Here is an 18,350-nt window from a genome sequence, read left to right as displayed (position 1 = left end):
AGAACTCCTGAGCGCAAACGCAGCCATAGCCTTAAGAACGTGAACTCTGGAATCCGGCGATGGCGCAGATCTTCAGCCGCTCGGCCGATACCTGGCTGCGCCTGGGGCTGTTGGTGCTGTTCGTCGGCGTCACGGGAGGTTTGCTTGTGGCAGTGGCCCTGGACCGTTCCGATTACCGAACCGGCCGTAACTGGGTGGTCGAACAGCCGCTGCCGTTCAGTCACGCCCACCATGTCGGTGAGCTGAAGATTGATTGCCGCTACTGCCACAGTTCCGTGGAATCTTCCGCGATGGCCAGTCTGCCGACCACCGAAACCTGCATGACGTGCCACTCGCAAATCTGGAAAAACGCCGACCTGCTCGAACCCTTGCGCAAAAGCCTGCGCCAATCACAGCCGTTGCATTGGCAGCGAGTGGTCAAATTGCCGGACTACGTGTACTTCCATCATGGCGTGCACGTGAAGGCGGGCGTGGGTTGCAGCGAATGCCACGGCGCGGTGGACCGCATGCAGCTGATGTTCAAGGCCGAACCCCTGAGCATGGGCCAGTGCCTGGCCTGTCACCGTGATCCGGCAACGCACTTGCGCCCTGCGGGGCAAGTGACCCAGGGGCAATGGCACACCGATCAGGATCGTCGGGCGCCGGGTGAACCATTGATCAGGCAGCGACGAATCGACCGCCGAGGCCTGAGCGATTGCGGGATTTGTCACCGATGAGCGCCTCCTCGCAGGATTTCGCCGCATGGCGCGAGCAGCTCGCCGGGCTCAAAGGCGCCGCGTACTGGCGCGGCCTCGAAGCGCTGGCGGCGACGCCTGAGGCGCAGGCGCTGATCGAGGCCGAATTTCCCGGTGCCGCGCCCTTGTTGAACCGTCGACATTTTCTGCAACTGATGGCGGCGTCCCTGGCCATGGCAGGCTTGGCCGCGTGTGGCAAAACCCCTGAGCACGCCGTGCCGGCGATCAGACAAGCCCCTCAACTGACTCCCGGCATCGCGAGCTGGTATGCCACGGCCATCCCGTTTTGTGGCATCGCCCAACCCGTGCTGGGCAAGACCCTCGCCGGGCGCCCGATCAAACTTGAAGGCAATCCGCAGCACCCAGTGTCCGGTGGCGCGTGTGATGCCTTTACCCAGGCCGCAATCCTGCAACTGTACGACCCGGACCGTTCCCAGACGCCGCGCTTCAAGGGCCGGGAAACCAGTTGGGACGAAGTGCGTGGTGCGCTGGCTCGACAACGGTTGACGCTGGACACCACGCGAGGCAAAGGCTTGCATATCGTCTGTGCAGCCAGCAGTTCGCCGACCCTTGGTCGGCAACTCGAAGCGCTGCGTCGGCGTTGGCCTGAAGCGCAGCTGTATCACGCCGAACCATTCGCCGAGACCCAGGCATTGCACGTCAGCGAACGGGTATTCGGCCAGCCGCTGGATGCCCGGCGTTACCTGGAACGCACCGAGGTGCTGGTTTGCCTGGAAGACGATCCGCTGGGCAGCGGTCCGCGCCAGACGCTGTTGCAACGCGGCTGGGCGGAACGTCGACGGCAAGCGGCGCAAGGGCACGGTGCGGCGTTGTCGTTTGTCGCCGAAAGCATTCCGACGCTGACCGGGGCTGCCGCCACGCGACGGTTGCCGATTGCGCCGTCGCGGCAGCCTGATCTGGTGCTGGCGCTGAGCCGCGCCTTGGGCGACAACGTGGCCGATCAGCCGCGCCTGAGTGCGCGACAGCTCGACTGGGTCGATGAAGCCGCCTCGGCGCTCAAGGCTCATCCCGGCCGTGGCCTGATTTGCGTGAGCAAGCAAGCGGCAGGTGATGTGCAGGCGCAGGTGATGCGGCTCAACCAACGGCTGGGTGCGCACGGTCAGACGCTGGATTGGCAGACGCCGACGTTGCTCGGTTATGAACGCGGACGGTTCTGGGCATCGCTGGAGCAACTGAGTCAGCAATTGGCCGGTGGCAACGTCAGCCAATTGTGGCTGCTCGATTGCAACCCGCTGCTGACCTCGGCGCCGGATCTGGGGCTGGAAGGGTTGCTGCAAAAAGTACCGTTGCGCCTGCATGCCGGGCTTTACTACGACGAGAGCGCCGCACATTGCCATTGGCATTTGCCGCTCAACCATGCGCTTGATGGCTGGAGCGACACCCGGGCAGCGGACGGTAGCGCGTGCATTGTGCAGCCGCTGATCGAGCCGCTGTACTCGACCCGGACCTTGCATCAAATCATCGAATTGCTGCTGACTTCCGCCGACAGCGATGCTCTGGATCTGGTGCGACTCACCTGGTCCCACGTTCCGCAAAATCAGTGGCGCCAGGCCTTGGCCGATGGCTGGATCGAAACCTCAGCACCCGCGGTGGATGTCCCTGAAGCGGCGACATGGGTGCTGAACCTGTTCGATATCGATGGCCTGGAAGCCGTGGTGCGTCCGGACCCTTGCGTATGGGATGGGCGATTCGCCAATCTGGGCTGGTTGCAGGAGTTGCCCAAACCCATCAGCACCCTGACCTGGAGCAACGTGGTCGGGCTGTCGCCACGGTTGGCGGAACAGGTGGGCGTGCGCAATGGCGAGGGCGTCGAAGTGGCGCTGCCGGGGCAATTATTGCGCGGCGCGGCGTGGATCGAGCCGGGCCAGGCCGATCAGGTGATTGCCCTGTACACCGGTTACGGGCGCAGCCATGCCGGGCGAGTCGGTAACGGATTGGGTTATGCGGTACGGCCGATCCAGTCCTGGTCGGTGAGTGCCTCGGTACGTTCCAGTGGCGAGCGCCATACCCTGGCCATGACCCAGACCCATCATCAGTTACCCAGCGATGAAGCGCCGCCAATTCGCGTGGTGCAGCGCCAGGCGCCGCAGTTGCCGGCGCAGCAGATTCCGGCCTCGCTCTACAGCCCGGTCGTTGACAGCGGCCCGCAGTGGGGCATGGTCATCGACCTCGACTTGTGCACCGGCTGCAATGCTTGCGTCACCGCGTGTCAGGCGGAAAACAACATCGCCGTGGTCGGTGCCGAGCAGGTGGCCAAAGGGCGCAACATGCACTGGCTGCGCATCGACCATTACTACCAGGGATCACTGGATGCGCCACGCTCACGCTTCCAGCCCTTGCCGTGCATGCACTGCGAACAGGCGCCGTGCGAAACCGGTTGCCCGGTGAATGCCACGGTGCACAGCCGCGACGGCTTGAATCAGATGGTCTACAACCGCTGCATCGGCACGCGCACCTGCGCCTCGTATTGCCCGTACAAAGTACGGCGCTTCAACTGGCTGGACTGGAGCGCCGACAGCGCTCCGTCAATTCAGGCCCAGCGCAACCCTGACGTCACCGTGCGCGCCCGGGGCGTGATGGAAAAATGCACCTATTGCATTCAGCGCATCAGCGCCGCACGCATCGAAGACAAACAGCAGGGCACCGACGTCGACACCACAAAAGTCGTCACCGCGTGCCAGCAAACCTGTCCGAGCCAGGCGATCCGTTTTGGTGACATCGCCGACGCCACCAGCGCGGTCAGCCATGCCCGCAAGGATCCGCGTCATTACCGCTTGCTCGAAGCCCTCGGCACACGCCCGCGCACCACTTACCTGGCGCGGATCGAGGAGGGGGGTGGCGATGAGGCCTGAACCGCTGCTGCACGATACCGGGCATTTTCTGCCACGGGACCTCAGCGATCAGCAAGTGTCACGGCAGGTGTTCGGCCCCTTGCAGCAGTTTCCCCGGCGGGTGGCGTGGCTTTGGTTGTTCGCAATTGCCATCACGCTGTTGCTGATGTACCTGGCTTCGGCCGCGGTACTGCTGGCCAACGGCGTGGGCATGTGGGGCAACAATCAGCCGGTGCATTGGGGCTTGGGTATTCTCAACTACATCTGGTGGCTGGGCATCGGCCATGCCGGCACCTTTATTTCGGCTGTGCTGTTGCTGATCGAGCGGCCGTGGCGGCACACCCTCAATCGCTTGGCCGAATTGATGACACTGATGGCGGTTATCTGCGCCGCGCTGTACCCGATCCTGCACCTGGGCCGGCCCTGGCTATTTTACTGGATCCTGCCGTACCCCAATCAAATGGGCCTGTGGCCACAGTTCAAGAGCCCGACGGCCTGGGACATGTTTGCGATCCTTTCGTACCTGACGGTGTCGCTGTTGTTTCTGCTGGTGGGAGCCATTCCTGATTTCGCCACGGCGCGAGATCGTGCCCAAGGTTCGTTGAGGCAAACGCTGTATGGCCTGATGGCGCTGGGCTGGCGCGGTTCGCAGCAGCATTGGGCGTTGTGGCGACGTACCAGTCGGGTGCTGGCGATGCTCGCGATCCCGTTGGTGTTTGCCGTGTCCAGCGGCTATTCATTCCTGCTGACCATGGGCCCGCAAAGCGGTTGGCATTCGACGCTGTTTCCGCCGTACTTCGTGGCTGGCGCAGTGTTTTCAGGATTTGCCTTGGTGACGTTGCTCGCCATTGGCGTGCGCTGGTTGTTGCACATCGAAGCGCTGATCACCTTGCGTCATCTGGACACGCTCGGGTGCCTGCTGCTGGCCACCGGTTGGCTCACCGCCTATGGCTACCTGATGGATCTGTTCATGCCGTTTTACAGTGGCGATTCCCATGAGATCGAAGTACTGCTGACACGCCTGAGCGGCCCTCATGCCTGGAGTTTCTGGTTGGCCATGATCTGCAACGTCGGCGTACTCCAGGCGTTGTGGTGGCGTTCGGTGCGTCAGCGTCCGGGTGTTTTGGCGGCGGTGGCGCTGGCGGTACTGGTGGGCATGTGGGCCGAGCGTTTCATGCTGGTGATCCCGCCCCAGACCCGCGATTTTCTGGCCTCGACCTGGGGCAGCTACACCCCGACGCTTTGGGACTGGACGCTGTTCATTGGCAGTTTCGGTGTGTTTCTTTTGCCCTACAGCCTGTTTCTGCGCTACGTGCCCATGGTATCGGCGTTCGAGGTCAAGCAGGCGCTGCATCAGGAGCGCGGCGATGACTGAATCCGTGGGGTTACTGGCTGAATTCGATGCGCCGCAACCGCTGGTAGAAGCCAGCCTGCACGCCTGGGCCATCGGCTACCGACAGCTCGATGCGTTCGCGCCGTTTCCGCTTGAGGCGCTGCAACCGTTGTTGCAACCCAAGGCCTCCAGGGTATCGGGCATGGCCTGCATCGGCGGATTGCTCGGCATCGGCCTGGCGCTGCTTATGCAGATCGGCTCGGTGTGGAGCTATCCGCTGAATGTCGGCGGCCGGCCGTTGATTGCCCTGCCGTTGCTGATGGCAGTGACCTTTCTGTTCGCCGTGGTCGGGGCGGCGATGGCTGCGGTATTTACGCTGCTGATCAGCAGCCGCCTGCCACGTTTGCATCACCCGTTGTTTGCCGCTGAGGGTTTCGAACGGGCCAGTGACGATGGGTTTTTCCTGTTTATCGAAGCCGGCGATCCATTGTTCGACGCGCAGGCTACCCGAGCCTGGCTGGCTGAGCGGGCGATCAGCGTGCGCGAGGTCCAGCCATGAAAGCCTGGCCGTGGGCGCTGATCATCGCTGTGCTGGGCAGCGGCTGCGATGACATGTCGCGTCAGGCGAAAATTGCCCAACAACGCCCCGGCGCCTTGTTCGAGGACGGCCTGAGCAGCCGACAACCACCCCTCGGTACCGTCGCCCGAGGGCAACTGGAGCGTGAAGCGATTGTGCAGCAGCGTCCGCCATTGACCGCTGCGTTGCTTGCCCGTGGCGAAGCGAGTTATCAAACGTTCTGCACCCCGTGCCATGGCCTGAGCGGGCGAGGCCATGGTCTGGTGGTCGTCCGTGGTTTTCCGGCACCACCGGCGTTGACCACACCGCGATTGCTCAACGCCTCCGATGCTCAACTGATGCAGGTCATCGCTCAGGGCAAAGGCCTGATGTACGGCTATGAATCACGCATCCCGCCGGCGGAACGCTGGGCCATCGTTGCTCATGTGCGCCTGCTGCAGTTGAGCCAGCACGCGCCTCTGGAGCGCTTGCCAGCCGAGCTGCGTCAGGCGTTCGAGGAGAGCAACTGATGAGGCGGTTAGCGGGAACATTCGCCATCGGCGCCGTCGGCGTATTGCTGCTTGGGGTTTGGCGGCCGGCCTGGGTAGGCGCCGGGGTGTTGGCGGCCGCGGTCAACGGCAGCAACATTGTGTGGGGTTGCCTGCTGCTGGCGCTGCTGACGCCCTTGATCAGTGGCCGCTGGCAAATGCTGCTGGCGCCGGGCAGCCGACTGGGGAGCGGCGCGGTGCTGCTGATTGTGCCGATGCTGGTGCCGGTGCTGCTCGCCATGAACTGGCTGTATCCGTGGTTCCACCTCGACACACCGGGGTTTCGCGGGCTGTGGCTGTCGCCGTGGTTTTTTGTGCTGCGCACGCTGCTTTACGCCGGGCTTGCGCTGGCCCTGCTGGGCTGGTCGCAGCGTCCGGATGCCGAGCGCAGTGGCCCGGGGCTGATCCTGTATGGGCTGGTGGTCAGCCTGGCGGCGGTGGATTGGTTGATGTCGTTGCAGTCGGAATTTGTGTCCAGCCTGTTCGGTGTATTGCTGATTGCCCGGCAATTGCTTGATGGCCTGGCGTTTGCCGGCCTCTGCGTGCTGTGCTGGAACCTTGTGCCGCTACCGGCCCCACAGCGTCAGGTGCTGCGCGGCTTGCTGATCAGTGCCTTGGCGTTCTGGGCCTACGTGCATTTCATGCAGTACCTGATTATCTGGTCGGTGAATCTTCAAGACGAAACCCAGTGGTATCGCGTACGCCAAGCAGGCGTCTGGGGTGCGCTCAGCGGGTTGCTGATGGCAGGGCAGGTGATGTGCCTGCTGGCGTTGGCCTCGCCTTGGGGCGCTCGGTCAAAGGTCCTGATTTGGGGTTGCTCGGCGATTCTGCTGCTGGGCAGTGTCGAGTCGATCTGGATGAGCTTGCCGTCGATATTCCCCGACGTCGAAATCGGAGCCGGCCTGATGGCCGTGCTCTGCCAAGGGATTTACGGTCTCGGCCTGTGGGCATGGTGGCGTTGGCAATGGCAACGGAGGCGCCATGAAGTCTGAAAAACCGCTCGGATACGAACCCGACACGGTCGACAGTGACACCGTCTGGAGCCTGGTGGCGCTGTTTCTGGCGGCGGTGCTGTTGTGCCTCACCGGCGTGGCCTGGTGGCTGATCAGCTATCAGCACCGCGCGGAATCGCGGCAGCCACCCTTGAGCGCTCTAGAGCGTGAGCGGCTGTTGCCACCGGCCCCGCGCTTGCAATCCCAGCCTCGGCAGGAAGGCGAACGCCAGCTTGCCGCCGAGCGTATTCACCTCGACAGCTTCGGCTGGGTCGACCGCGAGCGGCGCATTGTGCACCTGCCGCTGGAACACGCGCGGCAAGTGCTGCTGGAGCAGGGCTGGCCAATACCCGAGGACGCCCCGCATGAACCGTGAACGGGTCTGGCGGGTGCTGGCGTTGCTGTGGCTGATCGCCGTTCAACACAGCGCCGCGCAAACGTTCGACCCGTTTTCCGCCGCCGCTATCGACACGGCCCAGGTCGGCCAGCGTTTGGCGCTGGACGGGCAATTTACCGACCACCACGGTCGCTCGGTACGCTTCGGCGATTTGCTTGGCGGGCGGCCAACACTGCTGGTGCCTTTGTACTACCGCTGCCCGAACGTCTGTGGCGCGGCGCTCTCGACCCTGTTCAGCCAATTGGCTATTCAGCCTTACCGCTTGGGCCGGGATTTTCAGGTGATCGCGTTCAGTTTCGATCCGCGGGAAGACAGCCATGCCGCCCGCGAAGAGCTGGCCAGACTGAGTCAGCGTTGGCCGTCGCTGGCGGCTGAGCCGGCCTTGCATCTGTTGACCGGCGACGCCGATGCGGGGCAGGCCCTGGCCCATTCACTGGGTTTCAGTTATCGCTTCGATGAGCAACAGCAACAATACGCGCATAGCTCGGCGGTGGCGGTGTTGACTGGTGATGGACGCCTGTCGCGCTGGCTCTACGGTCTCGGTTATCAGGCCAGCGATGTGCGTCTGGCATTGACCGAAGCGGGGCAGGGCAAGCTCGGCGCATTCAAGGAGCAGCTTCTGCTGCTGTGTTACCACTACGACCCGCAGAGCGGCACCTACAGCAGTCGGATCATGGTGTTGCTGCAAGTGGCGGGACTGGTGACCGTATCGGTATTGGGCCTGTTCATTGTTCTGGCGTTGTGCCGCGATCGGCGGGGACAGCCATGAGCGAACCCTTCCTGCGCTTGTGGCCCGTGCAGGGCTCGGACTACGCCGCCTCGGTCGATTGGCTGGTGATCGGCTTCACCGCAATGATGGCGTTGTTTGTAGTGCCCGTGTTTGTCGCGCTTTGGGTGTTTATCTGGCGCTATCGACGCGGGCGCGAGGCAAATCGGGATCATCGGGCGCAGAGCAATCTGCCGATCGAACTGGCCTGGATCATCTTGCCGTTCATTGGCTCGCTGGTGATTTTTCTGTTCTCGGCACGGCTGTTCTTTTTCGCCCGCACGCCTCCCGCCGATGCCCTGGAAATCCAGGTTACGGCGCGGCAATGGATGTGGAAGTTTCAGCATCAGGGCGGGCAGCGTGAGATCAACACCTTGCATGTCCCGGCAAGGCGCCCGGTGAAGCTGACGATGATTTCCGAAGACGTGATCCACAGCCTGTTTTTTCCCAGCTTGCGGATCAAGCAAGACGTGTTACCGCAGCGTTACAGCATGCTCTGGTTCCAGGCCGAACACAGCGGCACCTATCAGGTGTATTGCGCCGAATACTGCGGCACCGACCATGCGGCGATGCTCGCCCGGCTGGTGGTGCTCGAGCCGGGTGACTATCAGCAATGGCTGAGGGACAACGGCAATGCCGCCGACCTGATCAGTCAGGGCGAGACCTTGTACCGCCAATACGGCTGCGGCCGTTGCCACGATTCCGGCAACGCGCCGTCCTTGGCCGGCGTATTCAATCGAATGGTGCGCCTGGCTGACGGCAGCCAGGTCGTGGCGGACGACGTCTACCTGCGCGACAGCATTGTGTTGCCACAAAAACACCTGGTGACTGGTTACCTGCCGGTCATGCCCACCTACAGCAACCTGTTGGACGAAGAGGCTGTGCAGCGTCTGGTGGCCTACCTGCGTTCGTTGCCTGCCACGGCTTCCGGGGAGCCGAAATGAGCGCTCCCGGCTATCTGCATCAACAAGGTCTGCTTTCGTGGTTTCTGACCCGCGATCACAAGCGCATCGCGGTGTTGTACATGGTCACGGTGACCTTCTTCTTTTTCGCCGGCGGGTTGGCCGCGACCCTGATCCGCCTCGAACTGGTCACTCCGCAAGGCGATCTGTTGACCGCTGATGGCTATAACCGTGCGTTTACCCTGCACGGCGTGATCATGGTCTGGTTCTTCCTGATTCCGTCGATCCCCAGCGTGTTCGGCAACTTCCTCGTGCCGATCATGATCGGCGCCCGGGACATGGCGTTTCCACGCCTGAATCTGTTCAGCTGGTACCTGCTGCTCGGCGGTGGTTTGTTCACGTTACTGGCGCTGTTGCTCGGCGGGGTCGACACCGGTTGGACCTTCTACACGCCGCTGTCGACGATGTTCAGTAACGGCCATGTGGTGGCGGTGATCTGCGGTGTGTTCATCGCCGGGTTTTCCTCGATTTTCACCGGCATCAACATCATCGTCACCGTGCACACGTTGCGCGCGCCGGGCATGACTTGGATGCGTCTGCCGTTGTTCATCTGGGCGATCTACGCCACCTCGATCATTCTGGTGTTGGCGACGCCGGTACTGGCGATCACCTTGTTGCTGTTGGTCGCCGAGCACCTGTTCAACATTGGCGTATTCGACCCGCGCCTGGGCGGTGATCCGTTGCTGTTCCAGCACCTGTTCTGGTTCTACAGCCATCCGGCGGTGTACATCATGATCCTGCCCGCGATGGGGGTGGTCAGCGAACTGATCACGGCGGCGGGGCACAAGCGCATCTTTGGTTATCGTTTTGTCGCCGGGTCCAGTGTGGCGATTGCGATCATCGGTTTCCTGGTCTGGGGTCATCACATGTTTGCCGCCGGTCAATCGATGTATGCCAGCCTGGTGTTTTCGCTGCTGAGTTTCCTGGTGTCGATTCCGTCGGCGATCAAGGCCTACAACTGGAGCGCGACCCTGTACAAAAGCGACCTGACTTTGCATGCGCCTTTTCTGTTCGCTCTGACTTTTATCGGGCTGTTCATTATCGGTGGAGTGACCGGATTGTTCCTGGCATTGCTCGCCGCCGACCTGCATGCCCATGACACGTATTTTGTGGTCGCGCATTTCCATTTCATCATGGTCGGCGCGGCGGTGGCCGGTTACTTTGGTGCGTTGCATTTCTGGTGGCCGAAAATCACCGGACGCCTGTATTCGCAGCTGTGGGGCAAGATCACCGCGGTGCTGGTTTTTTGCGGTTTCAACCTGACATTCTTTCCGCAATTCCTGCTCGGGTACCTCGGCATGCCCCGGCGTTATCACAGCTATGACCCGGATTTTCAATTCCTCAACGTCCTGTCATCGGCTGGTGCCTCGATTCTGGCCCTGGCCTACGTGTTGCCGTTCTTTTATCTGCTGGGCTCCTTGCGCTGGGGCGAGCGGGCGCCAATGAATCCCTGGGAGGCGGCGGGCCTGGAGTGGCGCGTGCCGTCACCACCGCCGTCGCACAACTTCGAGGTGCCGGTGACGGTGGATTTCGAAGCCTATGATTATTCTCCCGAGGCGCGCCGTGATCCGGTCTGACGAGAGGCCAGCCGAGCCCTTCGTGGCCTGGGCGCAGCAGCGTGAGGCCGCGAGGCTGGGCATGTGGCTGTTCTTGGCCACCGAAGTGATGATGTTCGGCAGCCTGATTCTGGTGGCATGGTTTTACCAGCTGCAGCACCCCGACGGTGTGGCGCAAGCGGTGGCGGTTTTGCACTGGCAACTGGCAGCGGCCAACACCTTCATGTTGTTGACCAGCAGTTTGCTGATGACCCTGGCGCTGGCGGCTCGCACGCCGCGGTATGCGCGGCGTCTGCGTCGTTGCTTGCTGGGGGCGACGCTGTCGGGAGTACTGTTTCTGATGTGCAAAGGCGTCGAATACGGTCTTGAATACCGCGAAGGACTGCTGCCAGGATTCGCCGTCGACTCACCGCTGCCTCTGCCATCCGCGCGTTTGTTCATGAACCTGTATTTCATCGCCACGGCGCTGCACGCCGTGCATGTACTGGTGGCGGTCGGTTTGGGACTGTGGCTTTACCTGCGACTGGCTCCAGACACCCTGTTAACGCGTGGGACACGCACACGTCTGGAAATGGTCACCCTGTACTGGCATCTGGTGGACGGGATCTGGATTCTGCTGTTTCCGACCCTCTACCTGGCAGGGCGCTGAGATGAGCACGGCGAACGCGTTGAAAGTCTACGTCGGCTTGCTCCTGCTTCTGGCAGCAGAAGTGCTGATCGCGCTGTTCTGGCCGCGTAACAGCAGCTTGATTATGCTTGCCGGTGCCGGGCAATTTTTGCTGCTGTTGATATTTTACCTGGGCCTTTATCGCCATCAGGGTTGGGTGCGACTGTTTGGTTGGCTGTATCTGCTGTGGCTGCTGATGATGATGCTGTTCATCCTTGGTGAAGCAGCGACCCGCTGAGGTCGGGTTTCGCCATCATTTGCCCGCCGAAACCTGCGGCGCATGGGCTGAATGCGCAACTGAAAAGAGATGGACAGGATATTCCGCCATGATCAATCGCAAGTGTTCGATAGCTTCCAGGTATTTAAGATCGGCCTGCCGTCTTTTCCTCTGATACTGGGTGAACTTTTCGGCGTCCATGTTGGGCTGATCGAGAAGATCAAAGGCGGCGTGGCTCAAGTGATAGGCGTCGCTGAACAGTTGTTGGTTACGTTCAAGCGCCAGATTCAGGCAGGCTATCGCTTGATCGGAAGTCATCGTACCGTTCATTGTTGCGACCTCTTTTATGGGGGGTTCCTGGATGTTGAGTAATGCCTGGCACCGGTGAAAAGCGGTGGAAGCCTTTCAAGAAAACCGGTCGACGACTATCTGCCGCGACGCCACACCTTGAGGTAGTCCACGCTGAAGGTGGAGGGCAGATCGGCGTCGTCGACAACGCCGAACCACTGCCACATGGCCTCGCTGTCAAAGAGGATATACATGGGGAAAAACCAGTGGGTGTTCTTTGCCTCGCGCACCAGTACGCCGTCGACGTACCAGCGCAATGTGTCGGGCTGCCAGTCAAAACCATAGACATGGAAGTCACTGGCCAGCCGCCATGGGCTGACCCAACTGCTGCCATCGCTCAAATGTTCGGTACTGTGCGGCGTGGCCCATACGTGGGCATTCATGTTGTAGCGACGGTCGAAGGTGCCATTTTTGGTCTTGCCACCGATTTCGAAAATATCGATTTCCGTGGCATTGTCGGCAAGCCCCGTAAACGCGAGCCAGAAGGCGCTGGAGCCGGCCGAGTCCATCGGTTTGGCGCGGGCTTCGTAGTAGCCGTAAAAACTGTGCTCGATCGTTCGTACCATCGCCGAGCTGTAATCTTCAAAGCCGAGTTTTACGTACTTTTGCGGCAAGGTTTGCTTACGGAAAACGATGTTCAGATGGCCATCGCTCAGGTAAGCGTTGTCCGGCATGAACAGCGCCGGTTTGCGGCCCAGCGAGTCGGTGCCCGTGGCGTTGTTGACGTGCCAGCGACTGGGGTCAAGGTGCTTGCCATCGAAATCGTCGGAGAATCGTGTATCCAGCATCCACTGGCCGACATTGTCCTGATCGGACAACGGCAGTCCGCTGTTGGTCTGTTCCGGTACCTTTCCCAGCGGGCCGACGCGGGTCCAGGAATTGGCAGCCTTGGGGAGGGCGACGGACCACTTGTCCGCCAGGTACTTAAATACACGCTGCCGTTCTTCCAGGGAGGCGAGGTGGCGGTCGTACATCAGTATTTCGGCGATGTCGCCGCGCAAATGTTCGACGCTGCCGACCACGTTCCGCCCCACCGCGTATGGGCCGATGGGCACGTCGTTGAGTTCCAGGACGAAAAGGGTCGGATCGTAGGCGGTGCGTTGTTGCACGCTGATCGCGAAGTTCGGCGGCACGTTGTCGTTATCGCCGATTATCGGGCGCGAACTGAACAGTCGCTGCCAGGTCTCGCCGCCGCTTTGCTCGTTTACTCTGCGTGACACGATCAATAAGGTTGCAGGGCCTTTTGCCGTACGAATGGCCTTGCCAAGGAAGGCTGAAGTACCACTCAAACGCACCACCGGATGGCCATTCATGGCGTTCTCCACACGCTGCGGCAGTGCGGCGTCTGCGCCATGGTCTACGGTAGCGTGATTGGCTTCGCCGGACTTGTCGTGCCACCGCAGGAGGTGGTTCTGGGCATCGAGGGTCATTGTCGACGCGTCGGTGGCGTCGAGCCACAGCACCAGGCCGTTGCCCTGCGGCGGGGCAGTGCCCCCCAACGCGTTACAAACGAGCGATAGCAGGGCCGCCAGAACAATGAACTTGCTCATATCCATTGCTTCAACGCAGCCGATGCCGCCAATCCGGGTGGGGAGTGGTACCCATGCGGATTACACAATTGCCATCGCCAAGTGTCGATGATCATTTGCATCAGGTCGCGCTGAGCGTACCAGCCTAGTTCACGCCCTGCCTTGGTGGGGTCGGCCCAGCATTCGGCGATATCGCCGTCGCGGCGCGGTGCGAACCGGAAGGGGATGGTAATGCCGGTAATGTTCTCGAAGCTTTGGATGATCTGCAGCACGCTATAGCCAATGCCTGTTCCCAGGTTCCAGATGTGGATGCCGTTGGTGTTCTGCAACGCCCGCAACGCTTTGAGATGGCCATCGGCAAGGTCGACCACATGGACGTAATCGCGCACGCACGTTCCGTCGACAGTGGGATAGTCGCTGCCGTACACCATGAGTTCGGGCACTTGCCTCATCGCGACCCGTGTCAGGCAAGGCAGCAGGTTGTTGGGCCTGCCGTTGGGGTTTTCTCCGATCAGCCCGCTTGCGTGAGCACCAATCGGGTTGAAGTAGCGCAACACCGCAATGCTCCATTGCGGATTGGACAGGCACAGGTCGCTGAGCAACTCTTCGATCAGCAGCTTGGTGCGGCCGTAGGGATTGATCGGTTTGCCTGCACCCAAATCTTCGATGATCGGTATCTGGCGGGGGGGGCCATACACGGTGGCCGACGAGCTGAACACCAGTTTGAAGACCTCAAAGCGGGCCATTGCATGGCAGAGGTTGAGCGTGCCGACCACATTGTTGGCGTAATAATCCAGCGGTTTGTGAACGCTTTCTTCGACGGATTTGAGGCCGGCAAAATGCATGACGGCATCGATGTCGTAGCGGCTGAAAATATCGTCGAGCAGGTGGCTGTCGCGAATATCGCCTTCAATGAAATCGATTCGTTTGCCCGTCAGATACTCCAGGCGCGTGAGCGATTCGCGGCAGCTGTTACACAGGTTATCGAGGACCAGCACCTGTCGACCGGCGTCAATCAGGGTCAGCGTGGTATGGGAGCCGATGTAGCCGGCCCCGCCGGTAATCAACGTGGTTTTGTGCATGATGAGGCATTCCTGTCACAAGGAAATTGCACGAGTCAGGAGAATGGGGTCCGGGAAGGGAAAAGGTTGTCGGGTGCGTCCTCTCAGCGGGTGGTGAAGACCGATTTGAATTCTTGCGGCCAGCGCGGATGCATCACGCTGTACGCCACGGCATAACTCAGCGCGCCAACCACGATGGTGCTGATCAGGTGCAAGTAGCCCTGAACACCCAGGCGGGGAGAAACCATCAGGACGACCGCTGCCATGACGAACGAAGCAATCACGCTGCGATAGTTGGTTTCGAAAAATCGCCGCCAGCCATAGCCGATGGCACTGTTCAACCCGCGGATTTGCAGTGGCGTGATGATTGCCATCCGGACCAGCAGGGCGAGGGCGGCGGCCATGGCGCCATAGAGGCTGCCGAAGCCATAGACCAGCGCCAGTGCCAATACGGTGGTTGCCACTTCGGCCTTGATGGTCAGGTGGCTGCAATTGACCGCGACCAGTGCGGTCGTGGCGTACATGGCGGTATTACCGATGGCTGCCGTGCACGCAAGCACTTGCAGCAGCACAATGGCCTCGGTCCATTTGGCGCCGAAGATCAACAGGATCAGGTCGTGCGCCGTGAGGGCGATGCCGATGAACAGGGGCGTCAGCAAGAAGCAACTGACGGCGGTCGAATCGCTGATGATGGTGCGCAACCGCGATGGATCGGCGCTGCGTCGGGCAAACACCGGCAGCGCATAGCTGATCAGGCCGTGATAGATCGCCGTGCGCGGCAGATCGATGATGCGCATCGCCATGTTGAACATGCCAACCGCGTTGGTGCCGGCCGTCATGCCCAGGATGACGGTGACCCCGCGCTGTAGCGTTTGTGAACTCAGCGCGTTGACGGCAACCGGTGCGCCGGCCCTCAACAGTTCGCGCAAGAGCGGGCCGTCAATGTAAAAGGCAATGCGGCGCGGGTCTGCGCGCATCAATACGATAATGGACACGAACTCCATGATCAGCGCCTGGGCAATGACCGCCCAGGCGCCCAATCCCCAGAGCGCGACAGCGATGCCGCCCACGCCACCACACACCTTGCCCAGCAGCGTGCGCGAGGCCAGCATCTTGAAGTTGCCGCTACGGCGCATTTGCGCCACATAGACCCGCGCCATCATGGTGAACAGGATTTTTACCGAGGCCACCGCCGTCATCCATTGCAGCATCGGGTCAGGCGTGTACAGCATCGCCGCGCCCGAGATGACGACGATGGACGCCAGGCTGACGAGTACCGAGGCCCAGAAGGCTGTGGCGATGTGTTTGTCTTCCAGCCGCTCGAGTCGTACCAGCGGGTCTTCCAGAACCGAGGAATACATCATGCCGATCAACTCGACGATGGCGATGATGACCGTGCCCACTCCCAACTCTGTGGGCGACAGCAGCCTGGCATACGCGACAAAGGTAATCATCGACAGGAAAATCAGGCCGAATTTCTCGGTGAAAATCCAGATCAATTTAACCAGACGGTGATTGGCCATGGCGGATACCGGCTCAATGAGCGGTGGTTGACGCAACTGCCTTGCGCAATGACTGCAGGCATGCATAAAGCAAGCGCAATGTCGGTTTGCCGTTCCTGAAGATCAGCGTTTGCCAGGAGTACTCCAGCATTCGCCGGTACACATCGATCACTTGGGCATGCTCGCCTCTGCGGGAAAACAGTTCGAGAAAGTCGGAGTGGGCGCCCAGCGCGAAATCGATCCGTTGCTGCTTGCTCAACCGCGGGCCAAAGTGGTCGAGGAACGCTTCGATGAACCTGATCTTGGACGGGTAGTACCTTGTCGGTTGCGCGGTCATGTTGCCGCTGTTGACCATGCGCTGCAGCAGCACCTCTGGCACCGTGTGAACCTCCCAGTGTTCGGCGATCCGGGTCCACATGAAGCGGTCTTCGGAGTAACGCAGGCTGGGATTGAAGCCGCCCAGTTGCATGATCACGTCACGTCTGACCATCGCGGAGGACACGCCATTGAGGACGTTAGCGCGGATGAAATCGTCGAAATGCCTGCCGTTTTTTTGTCGGTTTTCCAGTATTCGCGTACCGTCGCTGTAGTCGTTGTGCACGTAGCAATCGATCAGCGCCACTGGCCGTCCCTGACGACTCAGTTCGTCAAACAGTGCCAGTTGTCGCTCCAGCTTCTGCGGATACCATCGGTCATCGGCATCGAGAAACGCCACATAAGTCTCTTCAGTGTGCTGCAGTCCGTGGTTGCGGGCGCTGGCCTGGCCTTCGTTGGCTTGATGCAACAGCGTCAGGCGAAACGGCGCCGCAAAGTCCTTGACGCGTTGTGGCCCATCATCGGTGGACCCATCGTCGACGACGATGACGTGATCGGGCAGTCGGGTTTGCCCGGCCACGGACGCCAGTGTTTGCTCGATGCTGTCGGCGCCGTTGTACATCGCAATCACGACGCATACTGTTTGGGCTGAAGGGGGGGCTTGGTCTGGCACGGTTATTTCTCCTTTTTTCTTACGCATTGGCTGAGTCGCGTGGTAATGCCTTGCCAGGCGGACGCTGACCCAGGGTTGGCCGTGACAACTCAGGGTAGGTCGCGTGGTGATGCCGAAAGGACAGGGCGAGGATGCAGAACACCAGAAACTCTGCAGAGCGGTAGTTGGGAACGACGTACGCCACATAGTTGGTGAGCATGAACGCTGCAATGATGACCATTGCGCTGGCATGAAACCGCGCCGACTGATCCGCTACCACGGCCCGGTAGTGTTTGATCAACGCCTCGATCAGCATCAGGATCAGCGCCGTCAGCTGGATGACACCGCCGTTGAGCAAGGTCTCCATGTAGCCGCTGTGGGCATTGCCGATGTAACCCCAGCGGTTGATGAATGTCTCGGCGCCCGGGCTGGACCAGAAAGCGCCGAAGCCGTAACCCTTGAGGAATTCGGCGTCGATCAGCGGTGTGAGTAACTCCCAGATCAGCGTGCGGTCGGTGAGTGAGGCGTCACGTCCCATCAGTTCCAGCAGCAGGGTGTAATTGCCGTATAGAAACAGGCAGATCAGCAAATAAATGAATGTGGTAACAAGGAATGCTGTCAGTGAGCGGTTGATGTGCAAGCGGATCAGGGTGTGGAAGTACCAATAGCTCACGGTGCCGGCGACAATCAGTGCGATTGCCGTGGCGGATTGGGCCAGCGCAATCGCGATCAGTGAGAATAACGAGTAGACGATGGCCCAGGGATTGCGCTGACGGATCATCGGCAGCAGTAACAGAATGGCGATCGCGTTGATCCGGGCCGCGGCATTTTTTTCCGGGAAGATCCCCTTGAACGCACCGTCACGAATGCCGCCATCAATGAAGACGATGTCGGGCCTTACCAGCGCAAGTATCAATCCGAACAACGTTATTGCGCCGAGGGTGCAGCCGAGCATGAAAGCGATTTTCTCCAGGCTGTAGTTGTAGGCAATGAAACCTGCAAAGAACACCACGCTGATCAGCGCCACAAACCGTTTGAAACTCAACATCGGGTCGTAGGACCAACTGATCGATACGGCCAGGCTAAGCATGAATATCAGCAGGAAGGCGTTGTTCCTGTAAAAGCTTTTGCTGATGAAGACCTTGTTGCGGATGAAGAAGAACAACGGAACCAGCAGGGTGATCAGGCCGCAGATCTGGTTGACCACATTGCCCTCGAGGTCTTTTTGGGCGGCGTCCAGATTCGAGGTAACGGCCAACCCGAAAAAAAATCCGATGACCTGGGTATAGAACAGCACGCCGAACAATGTGAAAGCGTCGCGCAGGGTGGTGTACCTGACTTCCAGTTTGTTCATGACGATGGG

18 protein-coding genes are annotated in these 18,350 nt (G+C 60.7%); 12 read left to right on the top strand and 6 right to left on the bottom strand.

Annotation, left to right across the window (positions count from 1 at the left end; translation table 11 throughout):
- Positions 1–59: 59 nt before the first annotated feature.
- Genes BZL43_RS04170 through BZL43_RS04115 form a run of 12 tightly spaced genes read left to right on the top strand, consistent with a single transcriptional unit; the run spans position 60 to position 11,601 of the window.
- On the top strand, positions 60–716 hold the full coding sequence (locus BZL43_RS04170; protein ID WP_095631134.1) for a cytochrome c3 family protein: 657 nt from the start codon (positions 60–62) through the stop codon (positions 714–716).
- On the top strand, positions 713–3,607 hold the full coding sequence (locus tag BZL43_RS04165; protein ID WP_095631133.1) for a TAT-variant-translocated molybdopterin oxidoreductase: 2,895 nt from the start codon (positions 713–715) through the stop codon (positions 3,605–3,607). Before BZL43_RS04170 ends, BZL43_RS04165 begins: the two co-directional genes overlap by 4 nt.
- Positions 3,597–4,961: an NrfD/PsrC family molybdoenzyme membrane anchor subunit gene (gene nrfD, locus BZL43_RS04160; RefSeq protein ID WP_095631132.1), complete on the top strand. Its 1,365-nt coding sequence runs from the start codon at positions 3,597–3,599 to the stop codon at positions 4,959–4,961. Before BZL43_RS04165 ends, nrfD begins: the two co-directional genes overlap by 11 nt.
- On the top strand, positions 4,954–5,478 hold the full coding sequence (locus BZL43_RS04155; protein ID WP_095631131.1) for a DUF3341 domain-containing protein: 525 nt from the start codon (positions 4,954–4,956) through the stop codon (positions 5,476–5,478). The genes nrfD and BZL43_RS04155 overlap by 8 nt, the downstream gene beginning before the upstream one ends.
- Positions 5,475–6,005, top strand: coding sequence for a cytochrome c (locus tag BZL43_RS04150; RefSeq protein WP_095631130.1), 531 nt, complete (start codon positions 5,475–5,477; stop codon positions 6,003–6,005). Before BZL43_RS04155 ends, BZL43_RS04150 begins: the two co-directional genes overlap by 4 nt.
- Complete coding sequence (locus BZL43_RS04145) at positions 6,005–7,015, top strand: hypothetical protein (protein ID WP_095631129.1); 1,011 nt, start codon at positions 6,005–6,007, stop codon at positions 7,013–7,015. Before BZL43_RS04150 ends, BZL43_RS04145 begins: the two co-directional genes overlap by 1 nt.
- Positions 7,005–7,391 carry a hypothetical protein gene (locus BZL43_RS04140; RefSeq protein ID WP_095631128.1) on the top strand — a complete coding sequence of 129 codons (387 nt, stop codon included), beginning with the start codon at positions 7,005–7,007 and terminating at the stop codon, positions 7,389–7,391. The genes BZL43_RS04145 and BZL43_RS04140 overlap by 11 nt, the downstream gene beginning before the upstream one ends.
- Positions 7,381–8,181: an SCO family protein gene (locus BZL43_RS04135; RefSeq protein ID WP_095631127.1), complete on the top strand. Its 801-nt coding sequence runs from the start codon at positions 7,381–7,383 to the stop codon at positions 8,179–8,181. Before BZL43_RS04140 ends, BZL43_RS04135 begins: the two co-directional genes overlap by 11 nt.
- Entirely contained in the window at positions 8,178–9,122 is a 945-nt protein-coding gene (coxB, locus tag BZL43_RS04130; RefSeq protein ID WP_095631126.1) for a cytochrome c oxidase subunit II, read from the top strand. The genes BZL43_RS04135 and coxB overlap by 4 nt, the downstream gene beginning before the upstream one ends.
- Positions 9,119–10,717, top strand: a complete 1,599-nt coding sequence (locus BZL43_RS04125) for a cbb3-type cytochrome c oxidase subunit I (protein WP_095631125.1) — start codon at positions 9,119–9,121, stop codon at positions 10,715–10,717. The genes coxB and BZL43_RS04125 overlap by 4 nt, the downstream gene beginning before the upstream one ends.
- On the top strand, positions 10,680–11,345 hold the full coding sequence (locus tag BZL43_RS04120; RefSeq protein WP_256582798.1) for a cytochrome c oxidase subunit 3: 666 nt from the start codon (positions 10,680–10,682) through the stop codon (positions 11,343–11,345). Before BZL43_RS04125 ends, BZL43_RS04120 begins: the two co-directional genes overlap by 38 nt.
- Before the next feature lies 1 nt (position 11,346).
- A complete protein-coding gene (locus tag BZL43_RS04115; protein WP_095631123.1) occupies positions 11,347–11,601 on the top strand; it encodes a hypothetical protein in 255 nt (84 codons plus the stop codon).
- A 15-nt stretch (positions 11,602–11,616) separates the two neighbouring features.
- Here BZL43_RS04115 and BZL43_RS04110 read toward each other — a convergent pair whose 3' ends face one another.
- From BZL43_RS04110 to BZL43_RS04085, 6 genes are all read right to left on the bottom strand, one after another.
- A complete protein-coding gene (locus tag BZL43_RS04110; protein WP_095631122.1) occupies positions 11,617–11,910 on the bottom strand; it encodes a hypothetical protein in 294 nt (97 codons plus the stop codon).
- 95 nt (positions 11,911–12,005) lie between these two features.
- Positions 12,006–13,478: a family 16 glycosylhydrolase gene (locus BZL43_RS04105; RefSeq protein WP_095631121.1), complete on the bottom strand. Its 1,473-nt coding sequence runs from the start codon at positions 13,476–13,478 to the stop codon at positions 12,006–12,008.
- A complete protein-coding gene (gene galE, locus BZL43_RS04100; RefSeq protein ID WP_095631120.1) occupies positions 13,475–14,539 on the bottom strand; it encodes a UDP-glucose 4-epimerase GalE in 1,065 nt (354 codons plus the stop codon). The genes BZL43_RS04105 and galE overlap by 4 nt, the downstream gene beginning before the upstream one ends.
- 83 nt (positions 14,540–14,622) lie before the next feature.
- A complete protein-coding gene (locus tag BZL43_RS04095) occupies positions 14,623–16,041 on the bottom strand; it encodes an oligosaccharide flippase family protein (RefSeq protein WP_095631119.1) in 1,419 nt (472 codons plus the stop codon).
- Between the two features lie 13 nt (positions 16,042–16,054).
- Complete coding sequence (locus BZL43_RS04090) at positions 16,055–17,008, bottom strand: glycosyltransferase family 2 protein (RefSeq protein ID WP_095631118.1); 954 nt, start codon at positions 17,006–17,008, stop codon at positions 16,055–16,057.
- 19 nt (positions 17,009–17,027) lie between these two features.
- On the bottom strand, positions 17,028–18,341 hold the full coding sequence (locus BZL43_RS04085; protein ID WP_095631117.1) for an O-antigen ligase: 1,314 nt from the start codon (positions 18,339–18,341) through the stop codon (positions 17,028–17,030).
- Between the last annotated feature and the right edge of the window lie 9 nt (positions 18,342–18,350).

The sequence above is a fragment of the Pseudomonas sp. PICF141 genome, assembly GCF_002286815.1.
GTDB lineage: Bacteria > Pseudomonadota > Gammaproteobacteria > Pseudomonadales > Pseudomonadaceae > Aquipseudomonas.
The sequence above is the reverse complement of the archived record's forward strand: the minus strand, read 5'-3'. Positions and strand labels throughout refer to the sequence as shown.

Bases quoted from the DNA above. Each gene is read 5' to 3' on its own strand.
- BZL43_RS04170 (WP_095631134.1), top strand. From the start codon at position 60: ATGGCGCAGATCTTCAGCCGCTCGGCCGATACCTGGCTGCGCCTGGGG.
- BZL43_RS04165 (WP_095631133.1), top strand. From the start codon at position 713: ATGAGCGCCTCCTCGCAGGATTTCGCCGCATGGCGCGAGCAGCTCGCC.
- nrfD (WP_095631132.1), top strand. From the start codon at position 3,597: ATGAGGCCTGAACCGCTGCTGCACGATACCGGGCATTTTCTGCCACGG.
- BZL43_RS04155 (WP_095631131.1), top strand. From the start codon at position 4,954: ATGACTGAATCCGTGGGGTTACTGGCTGAATTCGATGCGCCGCAACCG.
- BZL43_RS04150 (WP_095631130.1), top strand. From the start codon at position 5,475: ATGAAAGCCTGGCCGTGGGCGCTGATCATCGCTGTGCTGGGCAGCGGC.
- BZL43_RS04145 (WP_095631129.1), top strand. From the start codon at position 6,005: ATGAGGCGGTTAGCGGGAACATTCGCCATCGGCGCCGTCGGCGTATTG.
- BZL43_RS04140 (WP_095631128.1), top strand. From the start codon at position 7,005: ATGAAGTCTGAAAAACCGCTCGGATACGAACCCGACACGGTCGACAGT.
- BZL43_RS04135 (WP_095631127.1), top strand. From the start codon at position 7,381: ATGAACCGTGAACGGGTCTGGCGGGTGCTGGCGTTGCTGTGGCTGATC.
- coxB (WP_095631126.1), top strand. From the start codon at position 8,178: ATGAGCGAACCCTTCCTGCGCTTGTGGCCCGTGCAGGGCTCGGACTAC.
- BZL43_RS04125 (WP_095631125.1), top strand. From the start codon at position 9,119: ATGAGCGCTCCCGGCTATCTGCATCAACAAGGTCTGCTTTCGTGGTTT.
- BZL43_RS04120 (WP_256582798.1), top strand. From the start codon at position 10,680: ATGATTATTCTCCCGAGGCGCGCCGTGATCCGGTCTGACGAGAGGCCA.
- BZL43_RS04115 (WP_095631123.1), top strand. From the start codon at position 11,347: ATGAGCACGGCGAACGCGTTGAAAGTCTACGTCGGCTTGCTCCTGCTT.
- BZL43_RS04110 (WP_095631122.1), bottom strand. From the start codon at position 11,910: ATGAACGGTACGATGACTTCCGATCAAGCGATAGCCTGCCTGAATCTG.
- BZL43_RS04105 (WP_095631121.1), bottom strand. From the start codon at position 13,478: ATGAGCAAGTTCATTGTTCTGGCGGCCCTGCTATCGCTCGTTTGTAAC.
- galE (WP_095631120.1), bottom strand. From the start codon at position 14,539: ATGCACAAAACCACGTTGATTACCGGCGGGGCCGGCTACATCGGCTCC.
- BZL43_RS04095 (WP_095631119.1), bottom strand. From the start codon at position 16,041: ATGGCCAATCACCGTCTGGTTAAATTGATCTGGATTTTCACCGAGAAA.
- BZL43_RS04085 (WP_095631117.1), bottom strand. From the start codon at position 18,341: ATGAACAAACTGGAAGTCAGGTACACCACCCTGCGCGACGCTTTCACA.